A 13,166-nucleotide genomic window follows, 5' to 3' on the forward strand; every position below is an offset into this window, starting at 1 on the left:
AGTCCCTCGCGGTTATTTGTTATTGATTTATTCACTGTCAACAAAAATGGCGACGACCCGGTTCCATCCTGCGCTGGCATTAGCGATATTTATAGAAAAAGCGCTTACTGTAAAACCATAAGGCTTCGGAAGCTGATCAAGATTTCAAAGTTTTTCGATCTGGCAGTACTCTCTCCTTTGAAGAAATACAAAAGCAATAAGTAAAAATCGAGATAATGTCGACTATAATTGATGTATTTGGTTTCCCATGGTTCGATCGACCGATGACCGAAGAAAAGGGAATATGAAAAGCCCCTTCTCAATATAAGAGGAGCTTTTATTTCATACTCTCCAAATACTTGTTATGTTCTTTTTCTAAAACTATAATATCCTTTTTAAATATCTCAATTTCATATTTTTCTTTTGCTTCCTTAGACAAATTCTCATCTAAATAATGCCAGAGTTTTTCCTCACTTTTGGCTGGTTTATGTTTCTACTCTGTCAGCGACTTTAAAGATATTGAATAGCAGAGAAGATATTAAAGCAATTACAAAGAAAACCCCTACAAATCCACTCCAGAATGTAAGTCCTTCAAATGGAATATTAAACATTCTAATAATAATTCTGTGAACAATCCCCGCAATAATAAGCAGGACACTAGTTAATAATGAAAATCTAATATGTTTCATTCACCACAAACTCCTTTCATCATGAAAAATTCACAATTCCTTTTTTTGTATTTATTCAACACTTTTAAAGAATCTCCTTTATGATTTAATATTGGTGGTGAAATTTTTTCAGCTTGGCAAATCTTAGTTTATATAATAATAAGTTGCACTAATACATCTCCAATATTATTTAGACACAATGTTGTGTCATATCCATTTATTTCAATGGTCCTCCTTTTCTCTTTAAAACTGCTATTTTATTTAGATTCTTCATCTCTCATAAGAATCCTGAATCTCTTGGACATAAAAAAGCTCAGCTTCCGGCACGCTTTCTCTCTTAATGTAAAGTGCCAATAAAGTTGTTTAATTTGCAAAAAAGTCGTTTATAAAATTGTTTGAATATGGAATATCAGTATCCGCAGGCTTGTTTTAGTTATAAGCGTATTGTGGGTAAGGAGTGTAATGAATGGTGTTCTCAATTAGAACTTCATTTTTCCATTGACTAAACGTTCATTCAATAATAAAGTAGTGTTAAATATTGTAATTGAATGGAGGGTTTGCAATGGATTTGTATTATGAGGTTAATGGAAACGGGCATCCTGTCGTTCTTCTTCACAGTGGTGGTGCTGATTTGCGAGATTGGACATTTGTAACACCTCTTCTAGCCAAGCACTATAAGGTCGTTACTTTTGATGGACGTGGTACCGGAAAATCACCATCCCCTTTAGAGCATACCAACTATGTTGAAGATTTGCTGTCGCTGCTTGACCATCTAGAACTCGATAAGGCTGCACTCATAGGACACTCCATCGGCGGCCAGATTGCCACTGAATTTGCTCTGAATTATCCTGAAAGAGTATCGAAACTTGTTTTGGTTGCTCCTGCTTTGTCAGGGTTTAGCTATTCACAAGAGTTTACTGCGTATTTGAATAAAATTAATGAGGCTGCCCCTGATATAGAAAAGATGCTTGAGCTTTCGCTTAGTGGCTCTTTATATCATGTTGTAATGGCCGGTCCCCACCGGAATCTGATGGTTCAAATGCAGCGGCATTATTTCAAACGGATTTTAAAATGGCCAGCTTTTGAAATGATTTGGCCGCAGCCTCCAGCTATTGATAGGTTAGAGGAATTGAATGCCGATACACTATTCATTATCGGCAAGGAGGACTTCCAAGATAACCATCGTGTTGCAGATTGTTTTCGAAAAGTCCCTAAAGCTCGTTTCGTTGAAATCGCCGATGCAGATCATATGGTAACGCTCACCCATCCTGAAAATCTATATCACCATATTACTTGCTTTATGGAGGAATGAAGTTTACCATGCCAAGATCTCAGAAAGAAAATGAAAGAATTCGTCAGTTAGCCAAAGAGAATATTCGTAGTGCTGCTATGAGGTTATTCATCAAACAGGGATATCATGCTACTTCTATTAGCGATGTAGCTAAAGAAGCAGGCATATCTAAAGGGCTGCTATACAATTATTATAAAGGCAAAGAGGAACTTCTTGCTACAATGGTCGAGGCCAGAATCGGGGAATTGATTGAGGTAATGGAAGGTTCGACCGCTTTTAAGACACCTTCTGAACAACTTAGGTTTATTATGGAAGGTGCGATCGATAACGTCTATCAAAAGCCGGAACTATTCCGTTTCTACCTGCACCTGCAAACACAGCCAGAAGCAGATCAGGAGCTGATCAAATACAGTAATATGCTGATTGAAGAAAGTGCCAGACAGTTCGAGTTACAGTGTGAGATGTTCGAAAAGCTGGGTGTAAAGGAGCCGCGGAAACGGTCGTTATACTTTTCATCCACGCTTCAAGGGATCATGTTAATGATATCTACTTATCCGCAACAGTTTCCCATTGAAGAAGTAAAAACACAGATGATTTGTGAATTTTGCTTCTTGTCTTCCGAATAAAAGAACTCAACACCAGCACCTTCATTTACTTACCAGAAGAGATAAACCGGATCAATAAAGAGTAAATAGCATTTGGAGAACCAAAAAAATTCTTCCGTTCAAAAGTTTGAATGACTGAAAAAATGATGTCCTTTTTAGGGCATTTTTTGGGGATAAAAAAGACCTGGAAGGAATCAATTCCAGGTCATAGGAATTCCTTGTGTCCGCTTTTACTTTTAGTATTTTTACCGTTTCCTTTATTGCACTCTAGGTCACTGTTTGATTTCAATTACATATATCAACTAAATACTGTCATACAAATAAACGATCAAACTGAAATTTTTGCTTATCTTCTTCGATAATATTCGGCCCTACTAGACCATTTCAGACATGGAAATCAATAAAAACTTGCTAAATATCTTCTTCCATGCTATATTCATATAGCGATGAGCTGAATTGTGTAAGCCGATGGACATGCCCTTTGCGGGCGCACACGAATGTGGCGTGTGGTACATCGCCTCAATACGCAAAAGACGTTTGCTTTCGGGCAAACGTCTTTTTTTATGTTATCCTATTTTTGTTCCGTTGGGAACGGGATGTTCGGGCGCAAGCAGGACGACGTCGCCTTGTTCCGGAATGCCGCCGAGGACGAGCACTTCTGATTTGAATCCGGCGATCCTCCTGGGCGGAAAATTGATAATAGCTGTGACTTGCTTGTCGATCAAGTTTTCCGGCTGATAGCGTTTCGTAATTTGCGCGCTTGATTGTTTTAGACCAATTTCTTCGCCGAAATCAATCACAAGCTTAATGGCCGGCACTCGCGCTTCCGGAAATTCCTCTGCTCTCACAATCGTACCTGTCCTGACATCGAGGGCTAAAAAATCTTCAATTGATGCCATCTGAATCACCCCTTTCTCTTCTTATTATAAAAAGAAAAACACATCCTGCGCTTTACCATATATCAGAACATTTTATCCGAATGAAAGATATTTCTGTAGTCTCGCGGAGCCATTCTCGCCGATTTTGCAAACCACCTTGTAAATGAAGAAGGGTTTTGAAAACCGAGCTTCTGACTCACGGCAGTAAGCGGTTCATTTTTCTCTGCCAGCATTCTTTTCGCTTCCGCAAGCCGAAGGTCGGCAATGTATTTTTGCGGTGTTTTTCCTGTGCGGTTTTTAAACCAGCTTGAATAGTACGCCGGATGATAATGTTCGAGTTCCGCCAGTTTTTTAATAGACAAAGTTTCCGATAAATGACTGTGTATGTATGCGATAGACGAGTGGGAATACGTTTGGATTTTTTCCGTTATGTATTGAACAAGCAAGTGCAGGGTATGTGATGACTTACTATTTGCTTCCTCCTTCAGCAAATAGCGGATTGAGGACCAAAAGGGGTCCACTTTGGCTTCTAGCCCAGAAGCCATATCATGATGCTCTATGTTCATGACGTGTAATGGAATATCCAGAACCAAGCATTCGTTTCTGCCGATGGAGCGAAAGCGATGTTCACACTCAGGCGGAATGTACAAAAAATGCTCTGGCGTTAACTTCACCCGCTGTTCTTCTGTTTCAAGATCAATATGGCCCTCAAGCGGGAATAAAAATTGGCTGAATTCGTGTTTATGCGAATGATAGAGGCGTGAATAGGTCCTTTTTTCACAAGTAATATTTTGCAGTGTGTCCATTTCATTCTCCATCCTTTTTTATGCGGTAATGATGTTTGGATATAACCGAAAACAGTTATGATACAGAGAAATGGCAGGTTGATTTTCTTCGTTACATGAAAGTATTATGTGTAGCGCCATTGGCCTTTGACCAATCTGTTTAGACTCTGACAAGCTGGCTTCCCGCTCTCTTTCCCCGATGGCGCTTTGCACCACAATTTGTTACACCGAAATTCGCTGTGAGCACCCATTCACCGAGCTTCTCTTGAATATGCGCAGACCATAAAGCTGCCGCTAATTGTTGTACTTTATGTTTATTGGGCTTCAACTCTGAGTGTCTCTCCTGCAATTGAATATTGTCATTATACAATATTCAGAAATATATGTCTTAAACAAAAAGAGCCTTATTCAAAATAAGACTCTGTTTACATAATAATATTACGATATACTAATATTTCTGCAGGCCTTCTGCAAATGCCCGAATTGAAAATAAGAAGCTCTCCGAAATATCTTGTGAAAGCTCAAACGCCTGCTCTCTCATTAGGACGGCAAATCCATGCAGCATGCTCCTTAGCCCCCTCGCCGCATGAATGGCCGTCTGTTCATTGGCATAGCCAAATTGAATGAGCAGTTGAACGACAAGCTGCACAATTCGGTCCGACAGCTCTTCTATCCTGTCATCGGAAACTTTCAGCAAGGAGGCCTCGTAAAGTCCGGGGCTTGAATGTGCAAATTCAATATAGGCGTTTGCTAAGGCAAGAAGCGCTTTTTCCCCTGTCAGTCCCCGGACAGAGGAAGACATTTGTTCATAAAGCTGTTCTAATCCGCTCACACAAAGCTCAACTTGAATGCCTTGCAGTCCGCTGACATGGTTATAAAGAGACGGAGGACGCACATTTAATTTCTTTGAAAGCGTAGACAGTGTGACTCCCTTCATGCCTTTTTGATTTGCAAGCTCAGCTGCTGCGTCTATGATAATTTCAAGGTTCATCCCAATTCTCGGTGACATCACTCATTCTCCTTTCGTAAGACGGCGCTTCGCATTTTGAAGCGCGTGCTTCATTGATGTTATTGGACTATGCAAAAGCTCTCCGTGTCCTACTGCGAGACAGCTAGGAGCTGTGTCAATTAGAATTTGTGCGCTTTTAATGGCTTTTTCCTTGTTCCAAGTCGCGAACGCCGGAAAAGGAAATGACCATTTCAAATCCCCGGAAACAGCAATTCCTCCTCGCAATTGAAACGCGTCTCCCGCTATCAGAATACCATTTCTTTCGTCAAAAAAAGATATGCTTCCGGGGGTATGCCCTGGTGTTGGAATGACAAGCAGAGAACCGATCCGCTCACCGCCTTTTACCAAAAGATCAGGTGTTGTTTTTATGTTTTTCGGCACGCCTCCTTTTATAGGCGTTTGCGGTTCATCATCCCGCAATGTTACGTCCCCCTGTAATAAGAACGAATCCCGTTCTGATATGATTTTTTGTGCTTGTGGGTATGCTGCGGCTAATGTATCAAGTGAACCGACATGATCACTATGGGCATGAGTCAGCAAAATTTTGTTCAGCGGTTTTCCAATGCGGCTGACCGCTTCTGAAATGCCTTTAAAGCTGTTCGGTATCCCTGTATCGATCAGCGTTAATCCATCCGCTTCTTCGACCAAATAACAATTGACGGGAAAAAGCTTTGGAAAAAAGGTCAGCTGCCAAACCGATTGATGTTGTATGATTCTCATATTATTTTATCCCCTTCGAAAACTAATGTCGTTAGTTTTATTATAACTAATGCCATTAGTTTTACAAGCCTTTTATGATAAATTCACTGCTATATATATTTTTACCTTCGCTTGCCCAAATGCAACAGCACCTTGATCATACACTTCAAAATCGCCTGAGAATGTGCGCAAATGACGCTTCTCCCATGACCAAATCTCTTTCCACGTTTCAAGCACAACCTCATCAATCGGTCCAGTTCTTGACGAAAACACGGCGTACGCTGAAGACGGTAAAGTGTTTTCTTTAAATGGTTCATACACTTTTCTTGCCTGATTTGTAAACGTTCCGATTGAGAACGTGTACATGCCATGCTCTTTTTGTTCATAGTCTGAATATAAGGTGATGATTTTTTTATCCTCAGGGAGTTCAGACAAGATGCCTTGCGGATTTTCCTGCCAAAATGAGTTCCACAGTCGCGGAATTTTCCCCTCCGAAGTCATTTCCAATGCATTGCTTGTCCTTACTGACATTCCGATAAAGTGCTGTTGTTCCATTTGTACATAATGTGAAAAACCCATGTGCATTCTCCTCTTTTTCCAAAGTATCTACAGTATAAAAAAAGAAACCTGACAGCACCGTGTCAGGTTTCATATATTATTTGCATGTGATTGATCGTATCCTTCACTTTTTCTCGGATATGGAGCGGTTTCAGCACTTCAATTTCCTTCCCGAATTGCAGTAAAAAACCGATCAGCCATTGATCTTCGGGCAGTGAAATAACGGCTTTGCAGTTTCCGCTTTCATCAAATTGAAGGGAATCTTCGCCAAACCATTCGCTAAAACGCTGCTGAGCGGGAGGCAATACGAGAAGCAGGAGGTCAGTTAAACGATCTTTTTGATACCAATTGGCATCCCAAGGCAGTGTTTTCAGCTGAATATTTTTTCTATCAAATGATTTCTGAAGAATAGCCAGTTCTTTCATTCGCTGGAGCTTAAAAAAACGAAAATCCTTTTTTGCTAAACAGTAAGCATACAGATACCAATGCCCGCTTTTAAATACCATTGTGTAAGGTTCCGTTTCTCTTGTTCTTGTCTCTCCCTTTGCGTTTGTATATGTAAAAGACACTGTAGATGTACGGTCAATTGCTGCGCTGAGTTCCTCTACGATCTTTTTTTGGTGCTTCGTATCACCCCAGGCGGTCATGTCAATAAACCACTTTTCGGTTTGCCGCTTAAATGTTTCTAAATCCTGCTCTGGAACAAGGTGCTGTATTTTTTCAAAGGCGTCATTGTTAGAAGCCGGTTCATACATAGAAGAAACACTTTGAAGAGCAGAAGCAATCGCGGCTAGCTCCTCCTCCTTAAGCCATTGACGCTCCAGCCGATATGTTTCCATTATGCTGATTCCCCCGCCGTTTCCTTGAGCCGTTACAATCGGAATGCCCGCTCGGCTTATCGTCTCAACATCACGGTAAATGGTTCTGACAGATACTTCAAACAAGTCAGCAAGCTCAGCAGCCTGAACTTGTTTTTTACTGACTAACAGCACAACAATAGCTAAAATACGTTCAAGTTTCATATCGTGCCCCTTTTTCGACAGCCCGGGCACATCTCTTATGCAAATGAAGAAAGGCGCGCATATTGTGATAAAGCCGGGTCCTGCCTCTTTTTTGCTTCAATAGGTCTTTTATGAAGACTACTATTTGCAGACGGATAAGCATACACTACTCAACGGAGGGGATTTCTCATCATGCATCTTACACTTCAAAGCGTCTGCCCTGTCATGATTATTGTCTTTTTTCTGTATAAAAAAATTAAGCGGTCCATCGGATATCAGCCGCTAAGACCTCGCTGGCTTTTTATAAGAGTCATTCTTTTTTCATTATTTGCGGGCGGCCTCGCCGTTTTCAGCTTGACTCATCCATTTTTGTACGCGTATCTCACTCTCGGTATCCTTGGCGGCTTCCTTCTTGTATTCTTCGCTAAACGAAATATCTCGTTTGAAAAACGCAGGGGAAAGATTTATTTTCGCACCCATATTTGGGTTGAACTCATACTCTTATCCTTATTTCTGTCGAGATTTCTGTATCGCGTCTCAGAACTGTACCTTGCCCATCCAGATTTAAAAAACCCTGATTCATACAGCCAGACAATCGGGACGGATCCGCTGACAATCTGTATTTTTTTTCTGATTGCGGTGTATTATATCGGATTTTCCTCATTTGTTTTAAAAATGAGCCGACATGATGACGATGAAAATCAGACCAGCCAATATGGCTGATCACGGCTTCTTGCTTAAAGTTTGTCACTTAAGCAAGAAGTTTTTTTAGTCATGGCGGGTATGATGAATCATTTGCTGAAGTACATCTAATACATGCTCATCCTCGGGAGAATAATAAATTGATGTGCCTTCTCTGCGCGATTTGACGAGACGCAGGTTCTTTAAAAATCTCAACTGGTGAGAAACGGTTGATTGCAGCAAATTCAAATGCTCCGCAATACCGTTTACAGCATGCTCGCCTTGAGAAAGCAGGTGAAGAATCCTGATTCTTGTTGGATCAGAGAGCGCTTTAAAAGTTTGAGCAACAAGAAATAACGTCTCCTCATCCAAATCAATTGCAGGGTCTTCCATTCTGTCCATGTCTTGAAATTCAGTCATGTGCCTCACCTTTCTTTTTTCATTATTTCAATCATATAACAAAAGCGGATTCATGCAAACTGCGGAGAGTTTTTGACCTTTCATTTCTTATTTTAAATTTATGTTTCAAACACAGGATATCACTTGGTCTCATGAGCGTTCTATGTCATAATAAAAAAGTCATAATGCTCCAAAAATTGAGGGTGAAACACAGTGAAGAAAAAGAAAAAAGGCTGTTTCGCTGCTGCGGGTTTTATGATGATTTTTGTCTTTGTCATTGCTTCCTTTTTAATGGTCTTGCTTTTTTCGAATCATGATCTGCTCAAAAAACTGCCGTTTGATACGAAGTCAATTGTTCTGGAAAGATTAACAGATTACAAACCTCTCGTTGAAGATGAGCTGGACGAGCAGGGCCTCTCCAACTATACATCACTTATACTTGGTATGATGTATCAGGAGTCAAAAGGAAAGGGAAATGATCCCATGCAGTCCTCTGAATCTCTTGGTTTAAAGAGAAATGAGATACAAGACCCTCAACTCAGTATTAAACAAGGCATCAAGCAATTTACTCTCATGTACAAAACCGGAAAAGATAAAGGTGTAGATTTGGAAACCATTATTCAAAGCTACAACATGGGAGCGGGTTATATTGATTTTGTAGCTGAACATGGAGGAACGCATACCGAGGAATTGGCAAAACAATACTCCGAGCAGCAGGTCGAAAAAAATCCTGAGCTTTACACTTGCGGAGGAAATAAAAATAATTTCCGTTACCCATACTGCTACGGCGATTACACGTATGCAGAAAAAGTAAAAGAAAAAACAAAGACTGTAGAAGAATCTTTAAATGTGACAACACTTGAAACGTTAGAATAAAGGGCTCCTAAAAGGGGCCTTTTATTATTGGCTGAAACAACAAAAAAAGCCATAAAAATATGGCTTTTAATAATACGGCGATATCATTAAGTACACGATGACGCCCGTCAGACTGACATAAAGCCAAAGCGGCATTGTCCATCTGGCGATTTTTTTATGTCGCTCCACCTGCATGCTGAATCCTCTGATGAGCGTAAACAGTGCGAGAGGTACAATAACTGCTGAAAGAAAGATATGCGAAATTAATACAAAGAAATAAATCGAGCGCATAATCCCTTCTCCGCCGTACAATGTGTTCTCTGCGACAGCATGGTACACCACATAGCAAATTAAGAACAATAATGTCGTCGTAAATGCGGCTAATATGAATCGTTTATGTGCTTTAATATTTTTCTGTTTAATCATAATAAGCGCCGCCAACAAGAAGATAAAGGTAAAGCTGTTGAATATCGCATTTAACATCGGCAAAATGTGAATATTCGCATGGCTGAACTGATCCTGTTTCGGCATAAAAAACAGCAAAGCAATTAATCCGTTGATGACAACTGTCAATGTCAGGACAATTCCGGTATAATTTTTCGGTTTATTTTCTGTCTGATTCATCTGATGACCTCTCCTATTTGTACTGGCTACCCAAATCCTATGCAAATTTAAAGGAGATGTCAACGTTTTCGCGTGCTTCGTCAGAATTTAGACACACTTTAAAGGCCGGACGTTTTGATAAGCCCGGCCCATGGATTATGCTTCCTGTAGTAAATCCTCAATCACTTTATGTTCGTTTTCATTCAGCAGATTCTTCTGAATTTTCGTGTGAATTGGTTTGTTCATATGACGATCAAGAATATCTGCGGTTTCTTTATCCCCGGCTATAATCAGCCGTTCCCACTTTTTCGCGGCTGCCTTTTCGTCAAGTCTTGAGGCAAGACGCTTATACAGCCTTTTTTGATTTTCTTTTATGTGATCTTTTACATCCTCCTGATCCATAGAGGAAGACGGACTTTCATGTTTTGCTTTATGCGGCTCCCACGTCTCATTCACCAGATCATATTCATAATGCTCAATCGCTTCGATTTCACCCAGAACCGTTTCAATAATCTTCACTTCATTTTGCTGCGTTAATACAAAAGCGGTGCTTGGATATTCCTCGTGAAGGGCTTCCAACTGATCGAGAACCGCTGATTCTTCCCAGTAAAATCTAGTTTCAACAGGCATTTTCAGTTCAATCACTTCCCAAATGCGGCTGTGGTGAGAAGCGAAGAATACCAAACTGCGCGGCATGTCTTTTCCCTTTCCATCAATATATTGATAGATTTTTTTTATAAGGGCATCCAGACATTTTTCCTCCTCCGGATCACTGGCAGCCAGATATTCTTTTAATCGGCTAAACCCGGTTTTCAGAGCGATTTTCCACTCTCCCCCCTGTTGTTCAGGATCCCTTACATCCGTATTCACATATAATGAAAGCATTTTATCAGGCGATTCCAATTGGACATATTTCAGCTTCTTTATCAATGTGTTAAACGGCATTCATGTTCCTCCTTTATCATTCGAATTACTGTTCCTTATCCTCTCTATTCACCCGCAAAACCTCATTTAACAAACCGAGGAAGATATTGATACACCTTTTTTATCAAAAATACTGATTTTATCATTTACAAATACCCTGCATATCTACTACAATTGGTTATTGTGTTCCAATTCACATAGACTGTTTTTCATTCTGGAAAGGAGTTTGGTTTTGTTTACTGAAACGATAGAAAAAAACCGGGAAGAGCTGAAGGAAGAGCTCAATCAATTAGAAATTCAAATGTACCGCATGCAGGAAAATATCAAGGATATTTCAAAAGATTCCCGAGTGCTTGGTATTGATCAATCGAAAGATGAAGATTGGCTGATTGTTTCCTCGATTGATGATGGCCAAACATGTAAAATTATGCTCACGGATTGTGAAACGGCATACAGAGGAAGAAGCCGATTTTCCCTTGTGGCTTCGTATCAGAACGATGCCATTCATATTGGCGACATTAAAGGACCTCCGAATCTTGGATACGGTTCCATTTGCATCAAATTTTTAAAGGAAATCGCCAGGGACCATAATATTCCGAAGGTAACCGGCGACATAGCGAAGCGCGATTGGGACCACGTTGAGCGCCTGATCCATTTTTATGAAAAGCACCACTTCGAAGTCAGCGTTGATTACGATTCACAATCTGGCGGGATCAAATGGGTTGATTTGTAAAAATCAAGTTGATTGAACTATCCTTATTCCTTTTATCGCAAATATGGACTTCTGCCAAACCACATCGATTGCAGCGGTCCTGCCGCATTAAGGCTTTAGCCGAATCATGGGCGTATATGGATAGATCAATATTAAGCGGCTGGCTTTTGAATGCCGGCCTTTTATTTTTTCACACATACATTACATCCGTAACCTTCAAGATCCGCACTGTTGCTGGGTGAAAATGAGCTGATCTAACTTTATACATGACAAGTGTCATGTATGCACTATGATGTGTGCTACTACAAAGGACTCCTCTCTGCTCTTATACTTGGTATAGACACACAATGAGAGGATACTTTAAAATATGAATGATCAAACTATTGCTCATAAACAAAAAAAGCTTACGAAGCAAGTGGCTGCATTTGCTCAAGCCGATACTAAAAACAGTATGTTGCAGCTCCTTAATACATTTATTCCTTTCTTCGGCCTATGGTTTCTTGCTTATTTCAGCCTCAACATCTCCTATATTCTCACTTTAGGTTTTACAGTCGCGGCTGCCGGATTTTTGACACGGATATTCATTATCTTTCACGACTGCTGCCACCAATCCTTTTTCAAAAAAAAGCGTTATAACAATGTTCTCGGTTTTATCACCGGCGTTCTGACCTTATTTCCCTTTCTTCAATGGCAGCACAGCCATTCAATCCATCACGCGACAAGCAGCAACTTGGATAAACGAGGTACAGGTGACATTTGGGTGTTAACGGTAAACGAATATAAAGCCGCCTCCAAATGGACAAAAATCGCTTACAGACTTTACAGAAACCCGTTTGTCATGTTTATTCTCGGACCTATTTATGTTTTCTTGATCACAAACCGTTTTAATAAAAAAGGCGCAAAACGTAAAGAACGCATCAACACGTACTTCACAAATATCGCAATCGTTGCTTTGGCTGCTATATCCTGCCTGATCTTCGGATGGCAATCGTTTTTGCTTGTGCAAGGACCGATTTTTCTTATCTCAGGCTCGATCGGCGTATGGCTGTTTTATGTTCAGCATACATTTGAAGATTCATATTTTGAAGCGGATGAAGACTGGAACTATGTTCAGGCCGCTGTTGAAGGAAGCTCTTTTTATAAACTTCCGAAACTGCTTCAATGGCTGACAGGAAATATCGGATACCACCATGTCCACCATTTAAGCCCTAAAGTGCCGAATTACAAGCTTGAAGAGGCGCATGAGAATCATGAACCTTTACAAAACGTACCTACAATTACGTTGAAAACAAGCCTGCAATCTCTTAAATTCCGTCTTTGGGATGAAGAAAAGAAGCAATTTGTTACGTTTCGGGATATTAAAAAAACGTCATCACATAATCCGCCTTCTCCAGTAGAGAAACAGTCGCTGCGGAAAAACGCCTGACCCGCAAGGAGGCTCTTTCCTGAAATCCAGAAAGAGCTTCCTTTTTCTATTGTTCAAGGGATGCAATCAGGCCGTTACAGTGGTAAAGTTACT

Annotated in this window: 17 protein-coding genes and 1 pseudogene; 6 read left to right on the plus strand and 12 right to left on the minus strand. The window is 40.4% G+C overall.

Annotation, left to right across the window (positions count from 1 at the left end):
* Positions 1-27 precede the first annotated feature (27 nt).
* Positions 28-174: pseudogene (locus tag AAHT65_RS17475) on the minus strand (cyclase family protein); the annotation flags it as partial.
* A 290-nt stretch (positions 175-464) separates the two neighbouring features.
* Positions 465-668 carry a bacteriocin-like WGxF protein gene (locus AAHT65_RS17485; protein ID WP_061670209.1) on the minus strand — a complete coding sequence of 68 codons (204 nt, stop codon included), beginning with the start codon at positions 666-668 and terminating at the stop codon, positions 465-467.
* Between the two features lie 541 nt (positions 669-1,209).
* Between AAHT65_RS17485 and AAHT65_RS17490 the strand changes: the two genes are divergently transcribed.
* Together AAHT65_RS17490 and AAHT65_RS17495 are read left to right on the plus strand one after the other, a co-directional pair.
* Complete coding sequence (locus tag AAHT65_RS17490) at positions 1,210-1,959, plus strand: alpha/beta hydrolase (protein WP_343310593.1); 750 nt, start codon at positions 1,210-1,212, stop codon at positions 1,957-1,959.
* Positions 1,960-1,967: 8 nt separating this feature from the next.
* A complete protein-coding gene (locus AAHT65_RS17495) occupies positions 1,968-2,564 on the plus strand; it encodes a TetR/AcrR family transcriptional regulator (RefSeq protein WP_343310594.1) in 597 nt (198 codons plus the stop codon).
* 545 nt (positions 2,565-3,109) lie between these two features.
* Here AAHT65_RS17495 and csaA read toward each other — a convergent pair.
* The 7 genes from csaA to AAHT65_RS17530 form a co-directional block, all read right to left on the minus strand.
* Positions 3,110-3,442, minus strand: a complete 333-nt coding sequence (gene csaA / locus AAHT65_RS17500; protein WP_010788900.1) for a chaperone CsaA — start codon at positions 3,440-3,442, stop codon at positions 3,110-3,112.
* 62 nt (positions 3,443-3,504) lie between these two features.
* The gene (locus tag AAHT65_RS17505) at positions 3,505-4,227 is read right to left on the minus strand and encodes an AraC family transcriptional regulator (RefSeq protein ID WP_088117366.1); all 723 of its coding nucleotides are present in this window, start codon (positions 4,225-4,227) and stop codon (positions 3,505-3,507) included.
* A 139-nt stretch (positions 4,228-4,366) separates the two neighbouring features.
* Positions 4,367-4,534, minus strand: coding sequence for a hypothetical protein (locus AAHT65_RS17510; protein WP_167375104.1), 168 nt, complete (start codon positions 4,532-4,534; stop codon positions 4,367-4,369).
* Between the two features lie 120 nt (positions 4,535-4,654).
* Positions 4,655-5,215 (minus strand): TetR/AcrR family transcriptional regulator, encoded by a 561-nt coding sequence (locus AAHT65_RS17515; RefSeq protein WP_343310595.1) that lies wholly within the window; start codon positions 5,213-5,215, stop codon positions 4,655-4,657.
* A gap of 3 nt (positions 5,216-5,218) precedes the next feature.
* Positions 5,219-5,935, minus strand: a complete 717-nt coding sequence (locus AAHT65_RS17520; RefSeq protein ID WP_106046631.1) for an MBL fold metallo-hydrolase — start codon at positions 5,933-5,935, stop codon at positions 5,219-5,221.
* Between the two features lie 72 nt (positions 5,936-6,007).
* Entirely contained in the window at positions 6,008-6,493 is a 486-nt protein-coding gene (locus AAHT65_RS17525; protein WP_343310596.1) for a GyrI-like domain-containing protein, read from the minus strand.
* Between the two features lie 62 nt (positions 6,494-6,555).
* Positions 6,556-7,494: a YafY family protein gene (locus AAHT65_RS17530; protein WP_343310597.1), complete on the minus strand. Its 939-nt coding sequence runs from the start codon at positions 7,492-7,494 to the stop codon at positions 6,556-6,558.
* A gap of 171 nt (positions 7,495-7,665) precedes the next feature.
* Between AAHT65_RS17530 and AAHT65_RS17535 the strand changes: the two genes are divergently transcribed.
* Positions 7,666-8,196, plus strand: a complete 531-nt coding sequence (locus AAHT65_RS17535; RefSeq protein WP_063638412.1) for a hypothetical protein — start codon at positions 7,666-7,668, stop codon at positions 8,194-8,196.
* Positions 8,197-8,241: 45 nt separating this feature from the next.
* Here AAHT65_RS17535 and czrA read toward each other — a convergent pair whose 3' ends face one another.
* The gene (gene czrA, locus AAHT65_RS17540) at positions 8,242-8,574 is read right to left on the minus strand and encodes a Zn(II)-responsive metalloregulatory transcriptional repressor CzrA (protein WP_010788908.1); all 333 of its coding nucleotides are present in this window, start codon (positions 8,572-8,574) and stop codon (positions 8,242-8,244) included.
* Between the two features lie 192 nt (positions 8,575-8,766).
* Between czrA and AAHT65_RS17545 the strand changes: the two genes are divergently transcribed.
* Positions 8,767-9,429, plus strand: a complete 663-nt coding sequence (locus AAHT65_RS17545; protein ID WP_003325818.1) for a lysozyme family protein — start codon at positions 8,767-8,769, stop codon at positions 9,427-9,429.
* A gap of 66 nt (positions 9,430-9,495) precedes the next feature.
* Here AAHT65_RS17545 and AAHT65_RS17550 read toward each other — a convergent pair whose 3' ends face one another.
* Complete coding sequence (locus AAHT65_RS17550) at positions 9,496-10,032, minus strand: DUF420 domain-containing protein (protein WP_003325817.1); 537 nt, start codon at positions 10,030-10,032, stop codon at positions 9,496-9,498.
* Positions 10,033-10,167: 135 nt separating this feature from the next.
* On the minus strand, positions 10,168-10,956 hold the full coding sequence (locus tag AAHT65_RS17555; RefSeq protein ID WP_061670197.1) for a VLRF1 family aeRF1-type release factor: 789 nt from the start codon (positions 10,954-10,956) through the stop codon (positions 10,168-10,170).
* Positions 10,957-11,167: 211 nt separating this feature from the next.
* Between AAHT65_RS17555 and AAHT65_RS17560 the strand changes: the two genes are divergently transcribed.
* Entirely contained in the window at positions 11,168-11,668 is a 501-nt protein-coding gene (locus AAHT65_RS17560) for an N-acetyltransferase (RefSeq protein ID WP_003325814.1), read from the plus strand.
* Between the two features lie 346 nt (positions 11,669-12,014).
* The gene (desE, locus tag AAHT65_RS17565; protein WP_010788911.1) at positions 12,015-13,073 is read left to right on the plus strand and encodes a fatty acid desaturase DesE; all 1,059 of its coding nucleotides are present in this window, start codon (positions 12,015-12,017) and stop codon (positions 13,071-13,073) included.
* Positions 13,074-13,166: the final 93 nt, after the last annotated feature.

It is taken from the genome of Bacillus atrophaeus (assembly GCF_039519175.1).
Classification (GTDB): Bacteria; Bacillota; Bacilli; order Bacillales; family Bacillaceae; genus Bacillus; species Bacillus atrophaeus.

Excerpts from the sequence above, each read along its gene's own strand:
- AAHT65_RS17485 (WP_061670209.1), bottom strand. The coding sequence starts at position 668 with ATGAAACATATTAGATTTTCATTATTAACTAGTGTCCTGCTTATTATT.
- AAHT65_RS17490 (WP_343310593.1), top strand. The coding sequence starts at position 1,210 with ATGGATTTGTATTATGAGGTTAATGGAAACGGGCATCCTGTCGTTCTT.
- AAHT65_RS17495 (WP_343310594.1), top strand. The coding sequence starts at position 1,968 with ATGCCAAGATCTCAGAAAGAAAATGAAAGAATTCGTCAGTTAGCCAAA.
- csaA (WP_010788900.1), bottom strand. The coding sequence starts at position 3,442 with ATGGCATCAATTGAAGATTTTTTAGCCCTCGATGTCAGGACAGGTACG.
- AAHT65_RS17505 (WP_088117366.1), bottom strand. The coding sequence starts at position 4,227 with ATGGACACACTGCAAAATATTACTTGTGAAAAAAGGACCTATTCACGC.
- AAHT65_RS17515 (WP_343310595.1), bottom strand. The coding sequence starts at position 5,215 with ATGTCACCGAGAATTGGGATGAACCTTGAAATTATCATAGACGCAGCA.
- AAHT65_RS17520 (WP_106046631.1), bottom strand. The coding sequence starts at position 5,935 with ATGAGAATCATACAACATCAATCGGTTTGGCAGCTGACCTTTTTTCCA.
- AAHT65_RS17525 (WP_343310596.1), bottom strand. The coding sequence starts at position 6,493 with ATGGGTTTTTCACATTATGTACAAATGGAACAACAGCACTTTATCGGA.
- AAHT65_RS17530 (WP_343310597.1), bottom strand. The coding sequence starts at position 7,494 with ATGAAACTTGAACGTATTTTAGCTATTGTTGTGCTGTTAGTCAGTAAA.
- AAHT65_RS17535 (WP_063638412.1), top strand. The coding sequence starts at position 7,666 with ATGCATCTTACACTTCAAAGCGTCTGCCCTGTCATGATTATTGTCTTT.
- czrA (WP_010788908.1), bottom strand. The coding sequence starts at position 8,574 with ATGACTGAATTTCAAGACATGGACAGAATGGAAGACCCTGCAATTGAT.
- AAHT65_RS17550 (WP_003325817.1), bottom strand. The coding sequence starts at position 10,032 with ATGAATCAGACAGAAAATAAACCGAAAAATTATACCGGAATTGTCCTG.
- AAHT65_RS17555 (WP_061670197.1), bottom strand. The coding sequence starts at position 10,956 with ATGCCGTTTAACACATTGATAAAGAAGCTGAAATATGTCCAATTGGAA.
- desE (WP_010788911.1), top strand. The coding sequence starts at position 12,015 with ATGAATGATCAAACTATTGCTCATAAACAAAAAAAGCTTACGAAGCAA.